Origin of the sequence: Orenia metallireducens (assembly GCF_003001995.1) — a bacterium.
GTDB lineage: Bacteria > Bacillota > Halanaerobiia > Halobacteroidales > Halobacteroidaceae > Orenia > Orenia metallireducens_B.
Window position 1 is genome coordinate 60,439 of sequence record NZ_PVNB01000007.1, and the last position, 24,010, is coordinate 84,448.

General features: G+C 35.9%; 21 protein-coding genes and 1 pseudogene. All 22 read right to left on the reverse strand.

Annotated elements, in window-relative coordinates:
• Positions 1-50: 50 nt before the first annotated feature.
• The 22 genes and pseudogenes from BX659_RS06775 to BX659_RS06875 all read right to left on the reverse strand — a co-directional run bounded on the left by BX659_RS06775 (position 51) and on the right by BX659_RS06875 (position 23,779).
• Complete coding sequence (locus BX659_RS06775; RefSeq protein ID WP_097017247.1) at positions 51-338, reverse strand: NifB/NifX family molybdenum-iron cluster-binding protein; 288 nt, start codon at positions 336-338, stop codon at positions 51-53.
• A gap of 77 nt (positions 339-415) precedes the next feature.
• Complete coding sequence (locus BX659_RS06780) at positions 416-1,774, reverse strand: nitrogenase component 1 (RefSeq protein WP_097017248.1); 1,359 nt, start codon at positions 1,772-1,774, stop codon at positions 416-418.
• 2 nt (positions 1,775-1,776) lie between these two features.
• A complete protein-coding gene (gene nifE / locus BX659_RS06785) occupies positions 1,777-3,138 on the reverse strand; it encodes a nitrogenase iron-molybdenum cofactor biosynthesis protein NifE (RefSeq protein WP_097017249.1) in 1,362 nt (453 codons plus the stop codon).
• A 141-nt stretch (positions 3,139-3,279) separates the two neighbouring features.
• A complete protein-coding gene (nifK, locus tag BX659_RS06790) occupies positions 3,280-4,644 on the reverse strand; it encodes a nitrogenase molybdenum-iron protein subunit beta (protein ID WP_097017250.1) in 1,365 nt (454 codons plus the stop codon).
• Entirely contained in the window at positions 4,644-6,248 is a 1,605-nt protein-coding gene (nifD, locus tag BX659_RS06795) for a nitrogenase molybdenum-iron protein alpha chain (RefSeq protein ID WP_097017251.1), read from the reverse strand. The genes nifK and nifD overlap by 1 nt, the downstream gene beginning before the upstream one ends.
• Positions 6,249-6,281: 33 nt before the next feature.
• Positions 6,282-6,665: a P-II family nitrogen regulator gene (locus tag BX659_RS06800; protein WP_097017252.1), complete on the reverse strand. Its 384-nt coding sequence runs from the start codon at positions 6,663-6,665 to the stop codon at positions 6,282-6,284.
• Between the two features lie 14 nt (positions 6,666-6,679).
• Positions 6,680-7,003, reverse strand: coding sequence for a P-II family nitrogen regulator (locus BX659_RS06805; RefSeq protein WP_068716927.1), 324 nt, complete (start codon positions 7,001-7,003; stop codon positions 6,680-6,682).
• 150 nt (positions 7,004-7,153) lie between these two features.
• A complete protein-coding gene (nifH, locus tag BX659_RS06810) occupies positions 7,154-7,981 on the reverse strand; it encodes a nitrogenase iron protein (RefSeq protein WP_097017253.1) in 828 nt (275 codons plus the stop codon).
• A 697-nt stretch (positions 7,982-8,678) separates the two neighbouring features.
• Positions 8,679-9,584: a methyl-accepting chemotaxis protein gene (locus BX659_RS19655; RefSeq protein WP_367302826.1), complete on the reverse strand. Its 906-nt coding sequence runs from the start codon at positions 9,582-9,584 to the stop codon at positions 8,679-8,681.
• A 51-nt stretch (positions 9,585-9,635) separates the two neighbouring features.
• Positions 9,636-10,928: pseudogene (locus BX659_RS19660) on the reverse strand (ammonium transporter); the annotation flags it as partial.
• 1,272 nt (positions 10,929-12,200) lie between these two features.
• Positions 12,201-12,467 carry a DUF3343 domain-containing protein gene (locus BX659_RS06820; RefSeq protein ID WP_097017255.1) on the reverse strand — a complete coding sequence of 89 codons (267 nt, stop codon included), beginning with the start codon at positions 12,465-12,467 and terminating at the stop codon, positions 12,201-12,203.
• An 18-nt stretch (positions 12,468-12,485) separates the two neighbouring features.
• Positions 12,486-13,529, reverse strand: coding sequence for a selenide, water dikinase SelD (gene selD / locus BX659_RS06825; RefSeq protein WP_097017256.1), 1,044 nt, complete (start codon positions 13,527-13,529; stop codon positions 12,486-12,488).
• Between the two features lie 190 nt (positions 13,530-13,719).
• Positions 13,720-14,286, reverse strand: coding sequence for a sulfurtransferase-like selenium metabolism protein YedF (gene yedF, locus BX659_RS06830; protein ID WP_097017257.1), 567 nt, complete (start codon positions 14,284-14,286; stop codon positions 13,720-13,722).
• Entirely contained in the window at positions 14,283-15,443 is a 1,161-nt protein-coding gene (locus tag BX659_RS06835; RefSeq protein ID WP_097017258.1) for an aminotransferase class V-fold PLP-dependent enzyme, read from the reverse strand. Before BX659_RS06835 ends, yedF begins: the two co-directional genes overlap by 4 nt.
• A gap of 99 nt (positions 15,444-15,542) precedes the next feature.
• Complete coding sequence (locus tag BX659_RS06840) at positions 15,543-16,487, reverse strand: TDT family transporter (RefSeq protein WP_097017259.1); 945 nt, start codon at positions 16,485-16,487, stop codon at positions 15,543-15,545.
• A gap of 50 nt (positions 16,488-16,537) precedes the next feature.
• Positions 16,538-16,999, reverse strand: coding sequence for a C-GCAxxG-C-C family protein (locus BX659_RS06845; protein WP_097017260.1), 462 nt, complete (start codon positions 16,997-16,999; stop codon positions 16,538-16,540).
• Between the two features lie 88 nt (positions 17,000-17,087).
• Positions 17,088-17,633: a CD3072 family TudS-related putative desulfidase gene (locus tag BX659_RS06850; RefSeq protein WP_097017261.1), complete on the reverse strand. Its 546-nt coding sequence runs from the start codon at positions 17,631-17,633 to the stop codon at positions 17,088-17,090.
• 27 nt (positions 17,634-17,660) lie between these two features.
• Positions 17,661-18,212 (reverse strand): CD3073 family putative ECF transporter S component, encoded by a 552-nt coding sequence (locus BX659_RS06855; protein ID WP_097017262.1) that lies wholly within the window; start codon positions 18,210-18,212, stop codon positions 17,661-17,663.
• Positions 18,213-18,331: 119 nt separating this feature from the next.
• Positions 18,332-19,639: an NCS2 family permease gene (locus BX659_RS06860; RefSeq protein WP_097017263.1), complete on the reverse strand. Its 1,308-nt coding sequence runs from the start codon at positions 19,637-19,639 to the stop codon at positions 18,332-18,334.
• 117 nt (positions 19,640-19,756) lie between these two features.
• On the reverse strand, positions 19,757-20,977 hold the full coding sequence (gene dpaL / locus BX659_RS06865; RefSeq protein WP_097017264.1) for a diaminopropionate ammonia-lyase: 1,221 nt from the start codon (positions 20,975-20,977) through the stop codon (positions 19,757-19,759).
• Positions 20,978-21,003: 26 nt separating this feature from the next.
• Positions 21,004-22,590, reverse strand: a complete 1,587-nt coding sequence (locus tag BX659_RS06870; protein WP_097017265.1) for an N-acyl-D-amino-acid deacylase family protein — start codon at positions 22,588-22,590, stop codon at positions 21,004-21,006.
• Positions 22,574-23,779 (reverse strand): YgeY family selenium metabolism-linked hydrolase, encoded by a 1,206-nt coding sequence (locus BX659_RS06875; RefSeq protein WP_106231774.1) that lies wholly within the window; start codon positions 23,777-23,779, stop codon positions 22,574-22,576. The genes BX659_RS06870 and BX659_RS06875 overlap by 17 nt, the downstream gene beginning before the upstream one ends.
• Between the last annotated feature and the right edge of the window lie 231 nt (positions 23,780-24,010).

Consider the following 24,010-nt stretch of genomic DNA (forward strand, 5'->3'; position numbering starts at 1 on the left):
GTCAGCCATTAAAATTTTTCATCTCTATCAAAATAAATTATGATAGCCACCTATATCTTAGCTATTGCTTTTACAGGGTTTAAAGTACTCTTCTCAGTTATTGCTTTAATACCTAATTTTTTTAAACTCTCTACCATCCCTGTACCAATCTTTCCAGAGATAACAGTATTACAATCTTTGATATCTTCTATAATATGATTTTCATGATTCCCTTCAGTGACTCTACTTTCGATAAAAGAAATCTCTTCTTTATCTTTAGAAAAGATATAGAATATCTTTGCTTTGCCTAAATGAGAAACTATCTCTTCATTATTATTGACACTTACAGCTATTTTCAAGACAATCCCCCCTTTTTATCCCAAAATAGTTTTAAGCATAAATTCTTAAAGATTCAAAATATTTAGTCAGCCCTAATCTATCCAGTAAAGTGCTTATCATACATATCTTCACGATAAGAACTATATTTTCTATCTAATAACGTATTGGTAATCTCATCTAAAAAGTTAACAGAACCATCATATCCTATAGTGACCTTTCTTTGACCTCCCACTCTATCATGGATTGGAAAGCCTACTCTTACTAAAGGTATTCCATCCCTTTCAGTAATAAACTTACCATCAGAATGTCCAATTAGGATATTGACATCCAATTTATTGACATAATCTCTGATAGTATCAAAATCTGTATCATCTATAATCACAGTGTCTTCAACAGCCAAGCCAAAGTCTTTTTTCAACAACTCTTCTAATTTAGACGTCTTAGCTCCTGTAGCCAACAAAGCAGGTACAAGCCCATTCTCTAAGCATAAGGTAGCAATAGAATATACCAGTTCTGGTTGACCAAAGATAGCAGCCCTTCCTTGGGCATTATATTTATGAGAATCAACCATAGCATCTAGCATTCTTCCTCTAGCCTCTGTCAATTTAGGATCTGGCTTAGCTCCAGTAACTTTAGATAAAGCATTAATAAATTTATCGACATTAGCTAAGCCAATAGGTAGAGCAACCCGATATAAAGGTATTCTAAATTCATCTTCTAAAAACTGACCTGCAGAGATCTTTTCATCAAGCAAAGCCCCTAATTCAATCGTCGCCTTAGCTCCGCCCATGCTTTTAATCTCTTCGATCGTAGTCCCACCATCAGGCAGTTTTTGATAATCTTTAGAATAAGGTGCATCTAAAGTCTTAGAAATATCAGGTAATAAATTATAGCTAATTGAAAAAGACTCTAAGATTTCCTTAATCCTTCTAATTTCAGCAGGAGTTAAATTTCCAGCAATGATATTAACTTTATCATTTGACCCTTCTTCAGCAAGTCTTTCTACCATCTTTCTTAAAGATAAATAATATCCTTCATACTCTGTTCCACCATAGCCTGGGGTTGCAACTGGAATAAAGGTTATATCCTTTGCAATCTCCTCTTCTGCTACAAACTCGTTAATCAATCTATCAATATCTTCACCAATTGTCTCTGCCAAGCAAGTGGTTACAACGCCAATAACTTTAGGTTGATACAATTGAATTGTATTTCTTAAACCTTTTTTCAAATTATTCTCTCCACCATAAACAGTCCCCTGTTCAGTTAAAGAAGAAGAAGCAATATCTACTGGCTCATTATAATGGGTAGCCATATGTCGCCTCATATAAGTACTACAACCTTGGGAACCATGCATCATCAAAATTGATTTTTCAATCCCTTTAAAAGCAATCGCCGCTCCCATAGGCATACACATTTTACAGGGATTTACATCTAAATTTATAAAATTACGAGCCATATCTATTCACCTCCACTTTCTTTAGCAATAATCTTCCATACTGGACTATTTAAGGTAGAATCCAGCTCTTTAGCAAAATTTACAGCTCCTACAAAACCAGTTAAAGGATGCTTTCTACCATGATTATGATCACAAAAAGCTACTCCTAGCTTATAAGCTAAAGGTCTCTCTTTTACTCCACCAACCAAGATATCTGCTCCTCTTTCCTTCATAAACTTCTCAAGTTCAGTAGGATTGGCATCATCAAGGATGATAGTCCCTTCATCAGTCAAATCTCTAATCCGAGCATACTCTTCCTTTTTTCCATTTTGAGTTCCTACCATTACAGGATTTATTCCTAAACTATTGAACTGTTTAATCAATGAAATAGCTTTAAATCCACCACCGACATAGATAGCAGCACTATAGCCTTCTAGTCTCTGTCTATAAAACTCCAATTCTTCCTTTACCTTAGCTTGCTCTTCTTTAATCAACTCTTCTACATTATCAATTATCTTCTGTTCACCTAATAGTTGAGCTATCTTTCTTAAAGAAGCAATAGTATCATCTATCCCCACAAAGCTGATCTTAACAAAAGGTATCCCATATCTTTTTTCCATCTTTTTAGCTAACAAAGTCATAGATCCAGCACACTGGACTATATTCAACTCTGCTTGTGGAGCTCTCATTATCTCTTCACAGCTAGAATCTCCAGTAAATTTAGCATTGACCTCAATCCCAACTCTATTTAGATAACCCTGAAGAATCCACAGCTCTCCAGCTAAATTATAGTCACCTAAAATATTAATACCCTTCTTTTTAAGGGGTGTAACATTAGTATCCATCAATTCCAAAATGGCATTACCAGCTGCTTTATAACCAGTAGATTTATTACCAGCAAAACCTGGAGCCTGTACTGGAATCACTCTAATATTATACTTCTGTTCAGCAGCTTTACAGACTGCAGCTAAATCATCACCAATTACACCTACTACACAGGTTGAATAAACAAAGACAACCTTTGGATCATAGGCTTCTACTATTTCATCAATAGCAGCAGTTAACTTCTTCTCTCCTCCAAAGACAATATCTTTCTCTCTTAAATCAGTAGAAAAACTATTTCTAAACACCTCAGCACCACTGGTCAAGCTACCTCTAAGATCCCAAGTATAACTAGCACAGCCAATTGGTCCATGGACCAAATGATAAGCATCAGTAATTGGGTTTAAGACAACTCTAGCTCCAGAGTACACACAAGCTCTTTGACTTACTGCTCCTGCTACACTATTTTGATCACATTTTAGATCTTTTTTCTCCTGTTTTGAATTACGAAGAATAGAATCTTTTCTTTCTTCTAACGTCCCTAATTCCGCACTTCTACTCACTTGACTCACCACCTTATAGTATTGTATAATAATGATGGCATATTTATAGAGAGCAGGTAGTAACTAAACTTAGTGATTTGATTGGTATTATTTATAAGCAGTATAGTGAATGTACCAGATTCACCATACCGCTTATAATAATTACATTACTAATTCCAAATCCTCTTCAGTTGCATCTCTATCTGCTCTATCTAATAAAGCACCACTTATCTTCTCAATTAATCTCATAGCACCTTTGTATCCCACAATCGGTAGATAACTTTGAACACTTCTATCTAAGATTGGGAAACCAAATCTTACTAAAGGAATATCCTCTTCTTTAGCAATATACTTCCCATAAGAATTTCCGATAATTAAATCTACTGACTCATTTTTAATCCATTGATGTAACTCTAATAAGTCACCTGGATTCTTCACTTTAACACCCTCTACTCCAGCATCTTCTAAGATAGCATCAACTTGTTGCTTAAACTCTTTACCTGGAGTACCAGTTACAACATACTTAGGTGTCATACCAAGACTAACTACAAACTCAGTCATAGCAATTACTACATCAGGATCACCGAAGATAGCAACTGTTTTACCATGGAAGTGGAAATGAGTATCTGTCATAATATCAACCAACTGACCTCTCTCCTCTTCTAAAGCATAAGGAACCTCTTGTCCAGTAATCTTAACTAATTGCATAATGAACTCATCAGTTGCTTTAACTCCAATTGGAGTCTTTAAAACGTAAGGTTTAACATCACATTTACGTTCTAATTCAAAAGCACCAGCCTCAGAAGCAAAGCTTCCTAGAGCTATTGTAGCTTTAGAATTTCCAGAATCTTTTATCTCTTCAATAGTAGTTCCACCTTTAGGATACATCTCATACTTTCCTGTCATTGGAGAATCTACTACTCCACTAGTATCTGGTAACATAGTAAATGGAATTCCCATTAATTTTGTAATTCTTTTGATCTCTCTCATATCACCAGGATCTACAAATCCAGGGATAAGATTGATCTTCTCATTACTAGCCTCTTCATCCTTTTGAGCAAGTTGCTTAATCATTGCTTGCACCATATTAGAATAACCAGTGATATGAGAACCAACATAACTTGGAGTACTAGCATGGATAACAGTCTTACCTTCTGGTAAATCCATGGATGCAATCATAGACCCTACATCATCACCAATTGTTTCTGATAAACAAGTTGTATTAATCGCTACCACATCAGGATTATATAATTTCCAAATATTTTTCATTGAAGTATTTAAGTTTGATCTTCCCCCAAATACTGAAGCTCCTTCAGTAAATGAACTGGTAGTTGCTACTACTGGATCTCTAAAATGTCTAGTCAAATGCATTCTATGAAAAGAACAACATCCTTGAGAACCATGACTATGAGGTAAGCATTTATTTATTCCTAAAGCAGCATACATTGCTCCTATCGGTTGACAAGTCTTTACTGGATTAACTACTAATCCACTTCTTTCTGTAATTTTCTTTGGTGTTAACGACATTAGCTTGCACCTCCTAATTCAGCTTCTATTTCTGGATCATTCTTCCATGGAGCTGTGATATAATTCCAAGTTGGAGTATTTATACCAGCAGATATATCTCTAGCAAAGTTGACAGCACCTTTAAATCCTGCATATGGTCCACTGTAATCATAACTGTGTAACTGCTTTGAGAAGATACCCATCTTCTGAGCTACATATTTATCTTTAATACCAGAACCAAAGACAGCTGGTTTTAAAGCATCAAGCAGAACTTCAGTCTCATAATGGTTTAAGTCATCTATCAAAATTTGACCATCTTCCATTGCTGTCACTAAACCTTTATACTCACCTAAAGGCATCTCTTTCTTTAATTGTTCATATCTTTCTTCAGACAAACGTAACTTATAACGCTTTTCATCCTTAGTTACTTTCAATTCAGGAATATTTCTATCATCAGCAGTCATCTCAATATCTGGAATAATCTCTCTTCCTTCATAATCATCACGATGACCAAACTCATATCCTGCTACTACAGTCTCAATACCAATCTCTTTAAATAAGTTTTGGTAATGGTGAGCTCTAGATCCACCTACGAATAAGCATGCAGTATTTCCTTCACACATCTTCTTATACTGAGCTATTACATCTTTAATTTCTCCTAATTCCTCTTCAATTACCTCTTCAGTTCTTTGAATTAACTCTTCATCATCAAAGTACTTAGCCATATTTCTAAGAGTTTCTATTGTTCCTTGTACTCCAATGAAGTTTATCTTCAACCACGGAATACCATACTTTTCTTCCATCATCTCAGCAATATAGTTGATTGAACGGTGACATTGTACTAAGTTCAAATCCGCTGTATGAGCTTCTTTAATCTCCTCTAAAGTACCATCACCAGTCATTATAGAAACAACATCATAGCCAATCTTATCTAAGATTCTAGAGATTTCAAATCCATCTCCACCAATGTTATACTCACCTAATAAGTTAATTGGATATTTAGTCTTAGGTTCTCTATCTTTAGTTCCTACTACATTCTCCATAAAATTATTATTGGCAATATGGTGACCTGCAGACTGACTTACACCTTTATAACCTTCACAACTAAAAGCCAATACGGGAATACCATACTCTGCTTGAGCCTCTTTAGCTACTGCATTAATATCATCACCAATTAATCCCACTGGGCAAGTAGCACTGATACTAATTGCTTCAGGTTCAAAGATCTCTACAGCCTCTTTAATTGCTTGCTTCAACTTCCTCTCTCCACCAAATACGATATCTGGATCTTGCATATCAGTAGAGAATGAATAACTGATAAAGTTCTTTTCACCATCTTTTGCTCTACCTTTATGACGTCTTGTTCCCCAAGTATAATAAGAACATCCTATCGGACCATGGGTAATATGAACTACATCCTTCAACGGTCCCAAAACTACCCCTTTACAACCTGCATAAGCACAACCTCTATTTGTCATAATACCAGGTACAGTTCTGGTATTAGCCATAATATGCTGTTTTTCTTCTCCTGAATCCTTAATCATCATATGCTCTTTCCTGTTCTTCATAGATTTACCAGGATAAGCACTTAATAAATTCTCTAATAAATTTTTATTATCTATCATATTGGTTCACCCCCAAAGTTTAAACTTATAACCTTATATAGCTTCTTCTCCCACTTCTCCTGTTCTTACTCTTGCAGCTCCAGTTACAGGAATAACAAATATCTTTCCATCACCTGCATTACCACTTTTATTAACACTAATAATAGTATTAGCGACCTTTTCTACATCATCATCATTAACTATTAAGGTAATTAACCTTTTTGGAACCAAACGATGCCCTTCAGATACTGCTTCAGCTACCTCTGGAGATTCTATCTCCGCTCCAGATAATAGTGAATTAATCAACTCATAATCAACTTTCTTCTTACCTCTACCATAAACCTTACGGCAGGTCATTGAGTCAAAACCTTCTGCAGAAAGAGCCTTTTTGGTCTTATTAATCATATTCATGCGGACAATAGCCATAACTTCCTTCATCACAAGACCTCCTTTTATAAGCCTTTTTTACCAGTACTAATTGTGTAAGCCTCTTCAACTTCACTTACAAATATCTTTCCATCTCCAAAGTTACCTTCACCAGTTTTAGCAGTTCTAATTATAATCTTAACTAAATCATCTACATCCTCATCATTTACTACCATTAATAACATCTCTTTAGGTAATTCATCATAGTGGATATCTCCTACCTTAACACCTCTTTGCTTACCTCTACCTGCCACATCAATCTTAGTAACAGCTGGAAATCCTGCATCACTTACTTCTGCTAATATCTCATTAACCTTCTCAGGTCTTACAATTGATCTCACCATTTTCATAATCTGTATACCCCCCTTAGTTTAAATACAGTCAGTTAATATCGCCTAATATTTTATCTATATATTCTTTATCTCTAATATTTTATCACTCAACAATCAATATTAACTGACTTTCACTAGTAATCGATTCATATGTTTAAAAGCACTAAATTACAATTCTAAAATACCATGCTCCATCATCAATGACTCTAATTCTTCTTGCTCCATTGGATCAGGAATTACAAATAATTCATTATCATCAATTGCTTTAGCCAAAGATCTATACTCATCTGCTTGCTCACACTCTGGTTCATAAGCAATAACTACTTTTCGATTGATCTCTGCTCTTTGAACAACGTTATCTCTTGGAACAAAATGAATTAATTGACTTCCTAATCTTTTAGCAAAAGCCTCTAATAATTCAAGCTCTCCATCTACCTTACGACTATTACAAATGATTCCTCCAAGTCTTACTCCACCTGATTCAGCATACTTCTTAATACCTTTACAGATATTGTTAGCCGCATACATCGCCATTAACTCTCCACTTGCTACGATATAAATCTCTTGAGCCTTTCCTTCACGAATCGGCATCGCAAATCCACCACAAACAACGTCTCCTAATACGTCATAGAATACATAATCTAAATCATCTGTGTAAGCTCCTAAACCTTCTAACATATTGATCGAAGTAATAATTCCACGCCCTGCACATCCAACTCCAGGCTCTGGTCCACCAGATTCTACACAGCGGATATTACTGAAATCAGTACCTCTTTTCATAATATCATCTAATTCAATATCTTGACCTTCTTCTCTTAAAGTATCAAGTACAGTCTTTTGATCCATTCCTCCTAATAACATTCTTGTCGAGTCAGCTTTTGGGTCACATCCAACAACCATAATTTCTTTACCCATCTCTGCCAATGATGATGTTAAATTCTGAGTAGTTGTTGACTTACCAATACCACCTTTTCCATAAATAGCTACCTGTCTCACAAAAATTCCTCCTCTTCTTATTTTCTTATATTTATTTAAAGACAAGTTAATCTGTCTTCAAATCAAAAGTAAACTAACATAAGTTCCATAAACAATATTACATGTTAAGTATTTTGCTATAATTAACATCAAAGAGCGTTGTTTTTGCGAAATAATGTTAAGTATGTGTTAATTATAGCTTCGTTTATCTCCTGTGTCAAGAATAAAATAGATTTTTTAGAAATATTTACTTATATATGACAAAAACATAACAAATAAATAACACAGATATATTAATCATATGTAAGGTTTGCTATATATATGACACAAATAGATCACCCAAAGCATTAAATTTCTAATATAATAGCAAAAACTCACTTACAGATGTTAAACATACCCCACACCCAACACCAAAACTATTATTTCTTACACCTTTGTGTTAAGTATGTGTTAATTATAGCCTTGTTTTTATCCTATGTCAAGAAAAAAATAGATTTTTTTGGTAAACTTAACACAAATATAACAACTACATAACAAATACATGACACCTATATGTTAGTTGTTCCGATAAAGTTTACATAACGATTTCGCTTAAAACTCTTCGAGAACTCTCCTAGCTCTGAAGTTAACATGATTATAATAATAAAAATAAGGGTCTCTGTTTTTGCAGAGACCCTTATCAAGTGTATAAGCTTATTTATTTTTTATTAAAAACTGTCTAAATAGCAAAGCCATCTACAGAGCTTTTTAAACCTTCCGCTAAAGAAAGTAATTCTTGGGAGGATAATTTAAGTTCTTCAGACATAGTAGCAATATCACTAGCACCACTTTCAACATCCTCACCTACCACGACCAACCCTTGAGCATCATCAGAAGAAGCTTGAATATTAGCAGCAGCATCCACAATACAATTCTCTATATCTCTAAAGACACTTCCTGCATTTTTAATAACACTTTTTCCTACCAAAGCCTTCTCTTCAACATCAGTCACAGCCTCTAAACTCTTTCTAGAAGTAGCTTGAGTTTCATTTATCAAATCTCTAATCTTATCAGTTGCCTGACTAGTATTACGGGATAAGACTCTAATCTCTTCTGCTACAACGGCAAATCCACGCCCCTTTTCACCAGCACGAGCAGCCTCTATAGCCGCGTTTAAAGCCAAGAGATTGGTCTGGGAGGCAATATCATTGATTAGCTTCACAATATCCTCTATTTCATTAGAGTTACCTACTAGCTGATTAATAGCAGCAACCCCCTCCTTTACAGAATCATTTATCTCTTCCATCTTCAAGATAGCATCTCCTAGACTACTGCTGCCGATTTCAGTTTTAGAAGCTGCTTCTTGAGAAAGAGCACTGGCTTGCTGACTACCAGCAGAGATTTGATCGATCCCAACTTTCATACTATCAATATTAGCCACAGTATTCTCTGCTATCAGATTACTCTTCTCAACAGCTGAGGACAACTCCCCACTATAAGAAGTTAATGTATTAATCATTTTAGCCAAGTCACCAATTAATCCCTTAACCTTCCTATTTGTCCGATTAAAGACATTCAAGAGCTTGTCTTCACTATCGTTCAAACCATCCAAGGATAATTGGGTACTGAAATCTCCTTTAGCCATCTTATTTAAACCTAACAGTACCTGCTCAATAACCTTACCACTTAAAGAACCAAAATCAGGATAAGAGCTAGAACCATGCTCTGAGATATCAAGACCTTTTATCTCTTCATCATTAGAAACTCTCAAGCCAATGACTAAATCAATTACTTTAAAGAGAAGATAAGATAAAGAAAAGGTCCATAGAGCTACAGCCACTACACCCCTTAATTGGACAAGAAATAATTCAATCCCCCCTCCATAGAGCAATCCACCTTCTGTTGCAAAGATCCCCACCATCAACGTCCCAAAGATACCACAGACCCCATGTACCGAAACAGCACCAACTGGATCATCTACATGTAAACCTTCTATAATATCCATAGCAAAAACTACAACAACTCCCGCCATAGCCCCTATAGCCACAGCTCCAAAATCATTAACATTAGCTGTCCCTGCTGTAATACCTACCAAACCTGCCAAAGCACCATTTAGGGTCATACCGACATCAGCTTTACCAGATTTAAACCAACTAGTAATTAAAGCTAAACTAGCTCCAGCAGCCGCCGCCAAATTAGTAGTCATCGCTATACTAGCAATATTCAAATCAGTACCAGCAAGAGTACTTCCTGCATTAAAACCAAACCAGCCAAACCATAAGATAAATACCCCCAAAGCAGCCATTAACAAATTATGTCCTGGAATCTTATTAGCAGAACCATCCTCATTATATTTTCCAATCCTTGGACCCAAGACCATCGCCCCTGCCAAAGCAGCCCAACCTCCTACAGAATGGACAACAGTAGATCCAGCAAAATCAATCATATCACCTAACCAGCCACCACCCCAGATCCAATAACCAACCACAGGATAAATAAAACCACTGATTACCAAACTACATATTAAGTATGCATTAAATTTCGTTCTACCTGCTATAGCTCCAGAGACGATAGTCGCTGCAGTTCCAGCAAAAACAACTTGAAATAACCAAAAAGCAGCCAATGGAATATCTAATCCCAAATGACTAAAATCACCATTTAAAAAGAAACCATTAAAAGATACGAATTTATTCCCTACTCCAAACATGATACTAAAACCTAAAACCCAATAAATTAAAGAGCCTACAGAAAAGTCCATTAGATTCTTCATGATAATATTCCCTGCATTCTTAGCCTGAGTAAAGCCAGCTTCCACCATCGCAAAGCCCGCCTGCATAAAGAAGACTAAAAATGCCGACAATAGGGTCCACATCGTATCAATGGCAATCTCTTCTTCACCCCTCACCAGACTCTCTGCCCAAACTGTATTTGATGTTATAAGTAAGATTAACAATAATAAGACAAAAGGAAAAATCACCCTTTTCACCATCACCAACTCCTTCTTGTGTAAAGTTTATGTTATATATGTGTTAATTATAAGGCATAAAAGCTATTATATCAATAGGATTTTTATATTTTTACAAAATTCTTACATTCACTTGAGGAAAATAACTAAAAATACACTTGTACAACTACTAGTCTAAACTGTAATAATTTTTACAACAAAAGGCATACGACCAATTTCAGATATTTTTATTAACATTTTTTACCATAATGAATATGATATACTAACCAAGTCAAGTAAAATAAATCTTGGTTCATCATACCCATTATCTTATCCTAATATCACCTCTAGCGGATATTCAGCTACTTTGATATTAGCTGGAGAAAAAAGAGCTCGAAACTCCGAGCTCTTTTTTCATTGAATAATAGATTACAATAATTAACTTATATATATCTTCTCTTTTAATGAAAATATTGCAACAGTTTAGATTTAAGTTTAAGTAAAAATCAGAACAATATTTTATGGTTTACTCAAGCTTAAACTTAATCTCAGACCAAGTCTCAAATCTTGTCTAATCACAAAAAATGGTTTAGTGAATATTATATACCAAATGAGGAAAAGGAGGTGTACTACAATGGGTAAATGTGGATACGGATATGAATTCATCATCTTCTTAGTTCTTATCTTATTAATATTAGGCGGGAGTTGTTAGAAATATGATACAAAACTAAATAAACCCAACGATATAAACAATTTCATTCAAAAATAGTAGATATTATCATCACAAAAAATGGATAACTGAATATTATATACCAAGAGAAGAGGGGGTGACATTATAATGGGTGACTACTGTGGAGGAAATGAAGCTTTTGTTATCTTCTTAATCCTTATCTTATTGCTCTTAGGTTCTTAATTTTATTAATAAATAAACTCAGGTAAAACCTTCAAGCTAGAAAGGAGGGATAAAAGATGGGTGACTATTGTGGAGATAATGAAGCTTTTGTTCTATTTTTAATCCTTATCCTATTGGTTTTATCCACTATGGGATACTGTTAATCTCAAATTGAAAATTATCTTTAATTAAGAAAGGTGGTGTGTATCATGGGATGCTATGGAGGCGTTGATGGCGGAGACAATGAAGCTTTTGTTCTATTCTTAATCCTTATCTTATTGGTTTTATCTACTATGGGATACTGCTAAAAATATCAAATTTACCCAAAAGAAGAATCCTAAAGTAGGATTCTTCTTTTATTAAAAATATATCTTTAAAATATCTAAATCTACATATTCTCAATACCATATAAGACAAGCTTCAATCTACTTCTTTAACCTTATTATCCTCTTCTCTAATTTATCTTTTATCACTTGATAGTAGCCTGCAATCTCTATCTTATTCTCTCTTAATATCTCTAAAGGATTATCCTTAGTATTAACTCTAATCGCCATTCCACAATCAGCAGTAATTTCAGCTAAGACAGGTACCATCATAATTTTATAGCCTTGCTTTTGTAGAATCCCTTCTGCCGCTAAAGCATGATGGGTAGAATTAAAGACTAACAGATTATATTCATTATTTAAGCCCATTACTATAACCTCTCTTCTTTAATAACTAACCTTTATCTTAGCACCATGACCTCTAACTCTCCCAATCACAGTGGCATCATCAATACCCAAAGCATATAATTCTATCAATAAATCAGCAACCTTATCCCCAGCAACTGAAATTAATAGTCCACCAGAGGTCTGAGGGTCAAATAGTATATCAACTATATTCTGCTTAATCTCCCCTATAAATGTAACTTTGTCCTCTAAATGCTTCTTATTAGAGTAAGCCCCCTCAGGAATCATTCCCATCTCTGCATACTCTAAAGCATCAGCAAAGATAGGCAGTTCACTAGAAAAGATCTCTATTTCAACATCACTACCTTTAGCCATCTCCCATAGATGACCTAACAGACCAAAACCAGTTACATCAGTACAGGCATTAACTCCAATTTTTTGCATTGGAGCCACAGCTTTATTATTTAAAGTCCTCATCGCTTTAACGGCTGGGTGATCTTTAATATTAGTAATTAGACCACCTTTAATCGCAGTAGCTACAACCCCCATACCTAAAGGCTTGGTCAAAATCAAAAAGTCACCTGCTTGAGCCTCTGAATTGGTAAGTAGCTTGCCCTCTTCTATCACACCTGTCACAGATAGGCCATACTTAGGCTCATCATCTTGAATAGTATGCCCACCTGCTATAATTGCTCCTGCTTCTGCCACTTTATCAGCTCCTCCTTGTAAAATCTCAGCTAAAACTTTCTCACCTAAGCAGGTCCGAAAACCAACTACATTCATTGCTAATAATGGTCTTCCTCCCATAGCATAGATATCACTTAAAGCATTGGTCGCAGCAATCTGCCCAAATAAATAAGGGTCATCAACTATTGGTGTAAAGAAATCAACAGATTGAATCAATATCTTATCATCACTAAATTGATAGGCAATAGCATCATCAGATTTGTCCAAACCTACTAATAATCTCTCATCTCCTGATTTAAAATCAACCTGATGCAAAACCCTAGATAGAGCCTGAGGGCTCATTTTGGCTGCACAGCCTGAAGTCTTACTATACTCTGTTAATTTGATTTTGTCTTTCATCTAATTTAATCCTCCTTTATAATCACCTATCGCTAAAATCACATTTAATTATGATACTTTATGGAGATATTGCGACACTTTTTTCATTAGCCAATAGCTACTAGCCTCTAGCTTCTAGCTAGTAAACCTATAAGTTCTTAGCTAACAGCTAGAAGCCAGTAGCTGGTAGCTAAAGTATCGCACTATCTATCTATAATGATACTACCTCACCTGTATTTAAGCTCTCAACTATCTCATACATATTAGTAATACTACCTACCTCTAACTTTTCAGTTAGTCCATAATAGTTCAAACAAGCTCCACAGGATACAACCTCTACCCCTTGCTCTACTAGCTGTTGTAAATGCTCTTGAGCCTGCTGATTTAATGTAGGAATTTTAACCCCTGAGTTGATAAAAATAATCTTAGCTGGCAATGGGTTTATTTCTAATAAGGTACTAACAAAACCCTTCATCAAGGCATAACCAAGTTCTTCTTCACCCTTACCCAAAGTATCAGTACTGATAAAATAGACCTTCCCTCCACTTTCATCCTGCTTCTCAACAACCATATCAGTTTTTTTAATGGTTAACTGATATTCATTGCCATCTTCTAATAAAGTAACTTGGCAATTTAACTTCTTAGCCAACTTCATTACATTATCCTTAGCCACCTGATCATCTAACAACACCAATAATTTATCACTTTTCTCTAAAGCCTTTTTAGTCTCAATAACTGGCTTTGGACAGATCATTCCTCGTACATCAAGCTCTTTCATAAACCAAACTCCTCCTTATTATTAGCTATTTTAGATAAAGCCTCTAAGATAATATCTACCTCTTCTTCTGTATTGAAATAGGAAAAACTGACTCTAACCATCCCTATCTTTTTAGTATGCAAGGCTTGGTGGAGTAAAGGAGCACAGTGCAAGCCTGCTCTAACTGAGATATTGAAGTGACTTTCTAAGATATATCCCAAATCAGCTGCTGCTATTTCTTTTAAGTTAAATCCTACAACGGCTACTCTAGCTTCCATCTCTAAATCACCATAGATTATAATATCATTTATCTTCTTTAAGCCTGCTATCAACCTCTTAGTCAACCTTAGCTCTTCTGCTCTAATCTGAGCAATTCCAGTCTCTAGAACAAAATCAATCCCTGCACCTAAACCAATAATCCCCATAGTATTGAGAGTTCCTGCTTCATAGCGATCTGGTAAGATTGTCGGCTGATAAGTCGATAAGGAGTCACTTCCTGTTCCGCCCTCTATTAGGGTATCTAGTTCAATTCCTTCATTAATATATAAAACTCCTATTCCTGGAGGACCATATAGTGATTTGTGCCCTGCTAAAACCAGTAAATCTATCTTCATCTTCTCAACATCAATCTCAACTACACCTGCTGTCTGAGCTGCATCAACTAGATAAGTAATCCCTCTATTATGAGCTAACCCTCCAATTCTTTTGATATCGACTATACTTCCAATCACATTAGAAGCATGGGTAGTTACTATCAAAGTAGTATTCTCTTGAATTTCTTCTTCTAACTGCTTTAAATTCAATCTACCTTTTTGATCAATTTGAATAATACTTAACTCAATTAACTTACTTTTTTCTAATTTCCTTAAGGGACGCAATACAGAATTATGTTCAAGCTCAGTAGTGATGACATGATCACCTTTCCGTAAAACCCCTTTTATCGCTAAATTCAATGCCTCTGTAGCACCAGAGGTAAAGATAACTCTAGAAGAATTAGCAGCATTAATTAACTTGGCTACCTTAGTTCTAACATTAAATATATCTCTTTCAATTCTAGATATTCCAACACCACCAGACCTACCAGGGTTATAGCCAAAATCCCTCATACAAGAATTGATCTGCTGATAAACCCCTTCTGGCTTAGGCCAAGTTGTGGCAGCATTATTGACATAAATCATATTAATTTACTCCTTTTATTAATTCATTAATAGGCAATTAGTAACAACTGTCCACACCAATCTTATTTTTTAATACTAAAGTAGTTATCTAACATTAATTTAACTCTTTTGAGTAGATAATTCTCTTAGCTTTTTAACAGAAACTATATGTACTAAGTATTTGAATAGAACAAAAGACACTAGAGCAATTGATAATAGTTCTACTCCCCTTGCTGGATAATAGAGCAAAAGACTATTGAAATTCTTCTGTAAAAAAGATGAAGCCATCTTCAAACCAATGGCTGTGATTACAAAAGGAAAAGTAAAAGCAGAAAAACTGGGATAAAAATCTCTTGAAATCATTTTTGGCAGATAGCTTGTAACCAGAGTTATCATAACTAGGGTCAATAGACTAAGTAATCCTACCATCATCAGACTTTTATTAGTAAAAGCACTCATATAACCTGCCAAACAAAGACCTGCTGGAGCTGTAAAGATAGAGATAGTAGGTAAGGCTGCCTTCTTAATCTCCTTAATAACTAAGACTCGATAAGTGATTATTGGGAGCAAAAGCAGATAAGTAGCAAAACCAAACCAGAAGATTATCTGACCAAGTTGCAGCTGATTAAAAGCTGGAGCAGTTACACTAGCTACTACTATCCCTACATAAACAATAAAACAACTAGGAAAGACCTTCTTGATATTAAAATTAAAGATAAAGCTAATAGAGAATAAGATCATCAATAAAATATGTAGAACAATCCCTCCATACCAAAAATATAAGGCCAATTGGTAAGAGAAAGGAAGCAGATAAGTAGCTAAAATTATAATTGCCATAGAGAAGGTTGGGAAAACACTAGCTACAACTGGATTCTCTAATTGAGCTAAGAAGCCTTTCTTATTAGCAAAGAAACTACCAATTAATAACAAAGCCACCAACATAGCTAATATTCCAGCTAAATAACGATACTGATTACCATAACCTTGAATTAAATTACCTAAACCCGCTAAACCAAGCATCAGACCTGCTATCGGTACTGGCACCCTTTTAAAAATTTCTGTCATTTATTTTACCCCCTATTTATTTTAATTCAAATTGAAGGTTTAATCAATTCTTAATCTAAAACTCCATCTTCAATGAACTTACTCATTACCCAAGCAGCTACTTCTCCTGTGATCCCAATACAATGCTCAGCCCGTTTAGGACTAGCAAAATCTTCAAATTTGGCAGTAATCACCCTACAGCAGGTAGAACCATACTCCTCTTTGATATAGTCATGGAGCTCTGCACTTCTAGGAAAAGAGTTAGCTGGCATCTTGGCTCCTGGCTCTGTCCTTCCATACTTTAAACCCAAAGCCATCACTCCACCACTAATCGCCCCACATAGACATTTGGACTTACCGATTCCGACTGGAAATCCTGAAGCCAACTTAACAATCTCTGCTGGCAACTCTTCTCCCAATAATTGATTGATAGTGGTCAATACTGCCTCAGAGCAATAATACTCTCCCCTTCTAAAATATCCTTCCGCTTGTTGACGGGCACTTTCAATTAAATTAGTTTGCTCTTGTTTCATAGTTTAAATTCTCCTCTCATAATTAACATAGTTTTTAAGAAATTTAAGATTATTCTTTAATTGCTCAATTTTAATAATTTAATATAATTTATGAAAGTCCTTTAATTATTTTAAATGTTTGCTTTAAATCTTTCTCATCAACCCCGATAATAGGAATACCTATTTCCTCTTCTTTAAAAATCTCTCTTATCTCTTCGATAAATATCCCTGCTCCATCTATACTCTTTACATTATTAAGGTTAAACTCTAGTTTGGGTGAACTAAATGTTCCTCCCCAATCTCCAGAACAGCTTCTATTTACACCACAACTAGGGCTACCTTCTATACCAAGCAAGCCCACAATTTGATAATCAGCAGCCTGATAATCCTTAATCTGTTCTAAGTAAGGTTTAAATACCTCTCGACAATGCTTTCGAAAATAAGGAGTGTTAAACTGCTCTTTAACATGCCCCCATCTTTTCACACCATAAACTGTTAACTCTGGACAAGGAAGCTGAATAATCCCTAAACCTTGCTCCATTAATAGACTAACAACCTCTGATAAAGCTCCTCTATATTGAGATAGTCCTTCTACCTTAGAATTACAATTTAGTATACAATGGGCTATTAAAACTATCTTTTTATCTCTCTTCATTATTAACTAGCCTCTCCTTTTACTATATTAGAATCTCTTTCGAATCTGATAATCGAATCTCTGCACTAAAAAAGCTACTACAAGGCAGCTAGCAATCTTATCAACTAAATTACTAGTAATCCTAGCAATGAAGGCAGCTTGAAAGATACTCTCTCCTGAATGAAGTAACCAAGCATAAAGTAGGTCAACTCCACCACCAGTTAAACCACTAAAGAGAAAAACTGCAATTGGAGTCCCAACCAAAGGGGCAACTACTGATAAGATTAGTCCAGTTATTAGAGCAGTTAGATAATTAAAGCTATATCTTTTAGCAATTAATCCTACAATTAAAGCAATCACAATATTGACGATAGCAAAGGGAATATTTTTAGGATTGAATAAAACCCCTTGAATTACATTAGTTAAACCTCCTGTCATAACCCCATAAACAGGACCTAAAACCACTGACACAAAAATAGTACCAATAGTATCCAAAAATAAAAGAGGAATCTTAAAACTAGAAACCGCTGTACCAAAAACCATATTAATCACAATTCCTAAAGCTGCTAAAATCAACTTTAATGTTTTTTTATCATCCATATCCTTCACCTTCTAAATTAATTATTTTTAATTTTTGATGAAATTATCAATTCAATCATATCAATAAGGTGGCTAAATAGCCACCTTATTGATTGTTTAAGTACAAAAACCATATGTTTTTATAAGTAGATATACTTAACTATAAATAAGAAACCTAATAAGTAGACAATCCAATGAACATCTTCACCTTCACCATAGAAGAACTTGATAATCGGATAGATAATAAATCCTAAAGAAATACCAGTAGCAATTGAATAGGTAAAGGGCATTGCTACAATAGTTACAAAAGCAGCTAAACTCTCAGCAATATTATCCCATTGAATATAAACAACATTCTTCAACATCAAAGCACCTACAATAATCAAAGCTGGTGCCGTAGCTGCCGCTGGTACAATAGCAATCACCGGAGTAAAGAAGATTGATAATATAAAGCAAAGTGCCACTACTACTCCTGTTAGACCAGTTCTACCACCTTGAGCTACCCCAGAAGCCGATTCGACATAGGTAGTAACCGTTGGAGTTCCCATCATAGAACCAGCAATTGTTCCCACAGAGTCTGCCAATAATGCTTTTTCTACCTTAGGTAAGTTACCATCTTCATCTAAAAAGCCTGCCTGCTGACTTACCCCTACCAGAGTCCCTGCTGTGTCGAATAGATCTACAAATAAGAAGGCAAATACAATCGTCAAAATTCCTTTACCCAAGGCTCCACTAATATCGGCCTTAAATAAGACTGGAGACCAAGTAGCTAAAGTTGGCAACTCAATTATCTTCTCTGGCATCTGAGCTACACCTAAAGGAATTGCCAAGATTGTGGTAATAATAATCCCCCATAAGATACTACCTTTTACTCCTTTAGCCATCAATAGCCCTGTAATAATCAGCCCTACTATAGCTAAAAAAGCACTAGGATTGGTTAGATCCCCTAAAGTAACTAAGGTTGCATCACTATTAACCACAATCCCTGCTCCCTGCATTCCAATAAAGGCAATAAAGAGTCCAATTCCAGCACTTACTGCTGATTTTAAAGTAGCTGGCATGGCATTAATAATTGTCTCTCTGATCTTAGTCAAGGTCAATAATAAGAAGACAACTCCCGAAATAAAGACTGCTCCTAAAGCCTCCTGCCAACTAAGACCCATTCCCAAAACAACAGTATAGGTAAAGTAAGCATTCAGCCCCATCCCTGGTGCTAAAGCAAAAGGATAATTAGCTAAAAAAGCCATACATAAAGTTGCAAAGGCTGCCGACATTGCAGTTGCAATCATTACTGCTTCAAAGGGCATCCCTGTAGCCTTAACAATACTAGGATTAACAAAGATAATATAAGCCATGGTCATAAAGGTTGTAATCCCTGCAAGAACCTCTGTTTTAATATTGGTCTTATGCTCCTTTAATGAAAATAATGATTCTAATAAACTTGACATAGTTATCCACTCCTTAAATTTATATATTTTAAGTTTAAGTAAAAGTCTAAAATTAAGGCAATTAATAAGAAGACTAATGCACACTTAAGCTCAAACTTAAACTTGGTCTAAACATCTTTAAGACAATTCTGGTAGAGGGTACTTTCCTTTCCAGACGATATCTCTATACCCTACTGGATCAGTATCTCCTTCAGTACTGATGATTAAGACTTTAGAGTCTTGATCTAACTTTAAAGCTTCTACTATATCCCCACAAGCTTCATCCTCTAATAAGATCTGCAACAGACCAATACCTACTGCTGCTGACTCTCCTGCGATTATTCTTGGGTCATCTTTTAGTGGATTGGCTACAATTCTCATCCCTAAGGCTGCTATATAATCTGGACAGGATAGATAGGCATCGGCATAATCCCTTAAAATCTCCCAAGCTATTGGATTTGGTTCACCACAGGCCAATCCAGCCATAATAGTATCAAGCTCACCTGTTACATTATGGGCCTGACCATCCTTGGCTAGTGCTGATTGGTAGATACAATCTGCCTTATCAGGTTCAACAATAATAGTATAAGGACACTCTTCACCATAAATAAATACTAAAGCTGCCAAAATAGCGCCTGCAAAGGCACCTACTCCAGCTTGTAGGATAATATGGGTTGGTTTTTCTGCCACTAACTGCTCTACGACCTCACTGATAACAGTAATATATCCTTGCATAATCCATAAAGGGATATCTTCATAGCCTTCCCAGGCTGTATCTTGAACGATTACCCCATTATTCTCCTTGGCATATTCTTGGGCTATTCTCACAGTATCATCATAATTACAATCAGTTATCGTAGCTTCTGCCCCTTCTTTTCTGATATTCTCCAGCCTCATCTTAGCAGACCCTTTAGGCATAAAGATTACCGCCTTCTGATCTAGTTGATCGGCAGCCCAAGCTACACCTCGACCATGATTACCATCGGTTGCTGTCACAAAGGTAATCTCACCAAGCTTATCTTTAATCTCTTTAGATTTCAACTTTTCAAAGCTCAACTCACTAATATCCATCTCTAATTTTTGACTCAAATATTTAATGATGGCATAAGAGCCTCCTAAAACCTTAAAGGCATTTAAGCCAAAGCGATAAGACTCATCCTTAACCCAAATCTTATCTAGCTTAAACTCCTCTGCTAAATTACTCAAGGTATGTAAAGGAGTAACTTCATATTGAGAGAAGCTCTGGTGAAATTCTCTAACCTCCTTAATTACCTCCTTAGAAAAAGAGTCTACACTGACCTTCCTTTTATTATCCTTTGTATCTTGATTATAAGTTACCTTAATATTATTTTTTGACATTATCTATCCCTCATTTCTCCTTGACTTCATTTTAATCTAATTACCTCTCCTGGTCGATTATTGGTCTTCTGACCTTTTTGTAAAATTAGCTCTCCATTGACCATCACCAATTCAATCCCTACAGAGTACTGGATAGGATCGATAAATGTAGCTCTATCTGCAACTGTTGCTGGATTGAAGATAAGCAGATCAGCCTTTTTGCCTACTTCCAAAGTCCCGCGATCATTAAACCCAAAGGCTTCTGCTGCCTTAGCAGTCATCTTATAGATAGCCTCCTCTAAAGTCAATACTCCTTCTTCCCTGACATACTTATCTAAGACCTTAGGAAAAGAACCATAGACCCTAGGATGGGGTCTACCACCCAATAAACCATCGGTGCAGAAGTTCTGCTCAGGTCTTTTCATAAATCTAATAATATCCTCTTCCCGACCATAATAGTCATACATCCCTACTGCATTTTCTTCTTCATATAGCAGATCAAAGAGGGCATGATAAGGATCTTTTCCTTTTAGTTGAGCTATCTCAAGTAAGTTCTTACCGATACATTTTCTGTTCTCTTCTGTCTTGACACTGGTAACGTAGATATTCTCAAAGCCAGCAAAATCAATGAAGTTATCCCAGCCAGGGATCCCTGACTCAACATCTGCAATCATCTGCTCTCTTAATTCTTCATCCTCTAACCTCTCCAATAACTTATCTGTTCCACCATCATGGACCCAAGGTGGTAAGGTTACTCCTAACATAGTGCTGCCTGCTGCATAGGGATATTGGTCAAAGGATACTTTTACTCCTTTAGCTTGGGCTTCTTCCAAGAACTTTTCTACTCGGGGAATCTTATCCCAATTCTTCTTACCACAGACCTTAAAATGAGAGAAATGTATCTTAACTCCACTCTCTTCACCTATCTTAATTACTTCTTGCATGGAATTTAAGATATCATCAGCTTCACTTCGTTGATGAATAACTAATGGTCTATCATACTCTGCTACCACTTTACATAGCTCAATCAGTTCTTTTTGTTCTCCATAGGCACAAGGCATATAGATTAATCCCGTTGATAACCCCGCTGCCCCTGCTTCTAAAGCCCTGTGAGTAATCTCTTTCATTCTCTCCATTTGCTCAGCATCAGGCTGACAATTCTCTAAGCCTATAACCTCCATCCGAATATTCCCATGAGGGACTAAATAGGCTAAATTTGTAGCTATTTCTGTCTCCTCTAATAACTTCAAATAACCATCGGTCGTCTGCCAATCCCAGCTAAGATGATCACTATCGCCATCAAGTCCAGCTAGATTCTTACGCCAAGGACCAACATACTCTAAAGGAAGAGGAGCCATCGAAATACCATCTTGCCCCAAGACCTCAGTAGTGATTCCTTGCCTAATCTTAGGCTCTATATAGGGATTGATTAAGACCTCTAAATCAGAATGGCTATGGGTATCGATAAAGCCTGGTGAAACTACCTTACCCTCTGCATCTATTATCTGATCAAATTCATCCTCATCAAATTGACCAATCCCAACTATTAAATCTCCCTCAATTACTAAATCTCCTTTAAACTTCTTAGTTTTTATTCCATCAATGATAATTCCATTCTTAATCAAGGTCTTCATAATTACTATCCTCTGCTAAAAACTTTTTCAAAATAGCAACATAACCTCTATAAGCCCCTTCTAGCTCTGTTAGTTCCACATACTCATCGACCACATGGGCTAACTTCTCCACTGATGGACCAAAACCTATAGTAGGAATCTGGCGTATCCCTGCACTCTGACTTCCATCAGTACAGAAGGAGTAATGAGAGATCTGACTCTTTAAACCTGAGTCCTGTAAAGCCTGATAAGCCTCTTTAACAAAAGAGTCCTCTTGACTATACTTCCAAGCAGGGAAGAATCTCTTGCTAGCTAATGTATTACCAGTGTAGCAATCAACCTCTGCCTCTACCAACTTGACTTCAGCCTTAAAGGTCTTATCTCTTTTACTTAGATTATCGCTAATCTCTTCTAAAGGAGCCAAGACACTCTCTTCACTCTCACCAACCAATAACCTCCGATCAAAGGTAGCTAGACACTCTTCAGGAACTACCGATCTACCAGGATAGGGTCTAGAATGAATATCAGTCAGCTCCAAGATAGCCTCACCAAGAAAATCATCAACAGGTAGCTCTAGCTGCTCGACCTCTGCTAAGAACTTCATCATTTGCTTAACAGCATTGACCCCTTCTTGAGGGTTAGCAGAATGGGCACTCTTACCATAAGTAGTTACTTGAATCTCAGCCCGCCCCCGCTGACCAATAGCTAAATTCAAATTAGTCGCCTCTCCAATAATCACCAAATCAGGATCGACTTGATCAACTACCTTTCCTTGAGCTACCCCTTCAAAGATCTCCTCATGGACAGTGCCTGCTACAATTATATCTCCTTGTAAATCTTCTTTACAAGGAATAAAGCTAGCTGCAGCAAAAGCCATTGTCATGATTGCTGTTCTCATATCAGAAGTTCCTCGCCCATATAACTTACCATCTTTGATAACACCACCATAAGGATTAATACTCCACAGTTCTTGATTCTCTACACCCACTGTATCCATATGACCTTGTAATAGTATCTTCTCTGTCCCTTGACCCTCAATCACTCCAATAGTATTGCCCCAATCATCTATCCAGACCCGATCAAAGCCCAAATCCTCCATTACCTCCTTTAAGTAAGTAGCAGCCTCCTTTTCTTGACCAGACTCCCCTGGGAAGGAGATAAATCGCTGACACTTTTTAATTAAATTATCTATACTAAGTTTTTGACCCATAATACTTCTCCCCTTTTAGAATAAAATTATTTACAAAGATTACTTCTTGCAAACTAATGTTAATCACATGTAAAACATATGTTAACTTTATATAAATTATAAATAAAAGCAGACTTAAAATCAAGTGAATATTAATTATTTTGATATAAATTAAATATTATTTAATATTATAAGTTAAAAAATAATTTATCGCGTGAACTTTACGTCAGATTATCTAACATCAACTTCTGT

Bases quoted from the DNA above. Each gene is read 5' to 3' on its own strand.
- BX659_RS06805 (WP_068716927.1), bottom strand. From the start codon at position 7,003: ATGAAAATGGTGAGATCAATTGTAAGACCTGAGAAGGTTAATGAGATA.
- BX659_RS06855 (WP_097017262.1), bottom strand. From the start codon at position 18,212: ATGGATGATAAAAAAACATTAAAGTTGATTTTAGCAGCTTTAGGAATT.
- BX659_RS06840 (WP_097017259.1), bottom strand. From the start codon at position 16,487: ATGACAGAAATTTTTAAAAGGGTGCCAGTACCGATAGCAGGTCTGATG.
- dpaL (WP_097017264.1), bottom strand. From the start codon at position 20,977: ATGTCAAAAAATAATATTAAGGTAACTTATAATCAAGATACAAAGGAT.
- BX659_RS06845 (WP_097017260.1), bottom strand. From the start codon at position 16,999: ATGAAACAAGAGCAAACTAATTTAATTGAAAGTGCCCGTCAACAAGCG.
- BX659_RS06875 (WP_106231774.1), bottom strand. From the start codon at position 23,779: ATGGGTCAAAAACTTAGTATAGATAATTTAATTAAAAAGTGTCAGCGA.
- BX659_RS06835 (WP_097017258.1), bottom strand. From the start codon at position 15,443: ATGATTTATGTCAATAATGCTGCCACAACTTGGCCTAAGCCAGAAGGG.
- BX659_RS06870 (WP_097017265.1), bottom strand. From the start codon at position 22,590: ATGAAGACCTTGATTAAGAATGGAATTATCATTGATGGAATAAAAACT.
- BX659_RS06850 (WP_097017261.1), bottom strand. From the start codon at position 17,633: ATGAAGAGAGATAAAAAGATAGTTTTAATAGCCCATTGTATACTAAAT.
- nifK (WP_097017250.1), bottom strand. From the start codon at position 4,644: ATGTCGTTAACACCAAAGAAAATTACAGAAAGAAGTGGATTAGTAGTT.
- BX659_RS06800 (WP_097017252.1), bottom strand. From the start codon at position 6,665: ATGAAGGAAGTTATGGCTATTGTCCGCATGAATATGATTAATAAGACC.
- BX659_RS06780 (WP_097017248.1), bottom strand. From the start codon at position 1,774: ATGGCTCGTAATTTTATAAATTTAGATGTAAATCCCTGTAAAATGTGT.
- selD (WP_097017256.1), bottom strand. From the start codon at position 13,529: ATGAAAGACAAAATCAAATTAACAGAGTATAGTAAGACTTCAGGCTGT.
- yedF (WP_097017257.1), bottom strand. From the start codon at position 14,286: ATGAAAGAGCTTGATGTACGAGGAATGATCTGTCCAAAGCCAGTTATT.
- BX659_RS19655 (WP_367302826.1), bottom strand. From the start codon at position 9,584: ATGGCTAAAGGAGATTTCAGTACCCAATTATCCTTGGATGGTTTGAAC.
- BX659_RS06860 (WP_097017263.1), bottom strand. From the start codon at position 19,639: ATGTCAAGTTTATTAGAATCATTATTTTCATTAAAGGAGCATAAGACC.
- BX659_RS06820 (WP_097017255.1), bottom strand. From the start codon at position 12,467: ATGGGCTTAAATAATGAATATAATCTGTTAGTCTTTAATTCTACCCAT.
- nifD (WP_097017251.1), bottom strand. From the start codon at position 6,248: ATGATAGATAATAAAAATTTATTAGAGAATTTATTAAGTGCTTATCCT.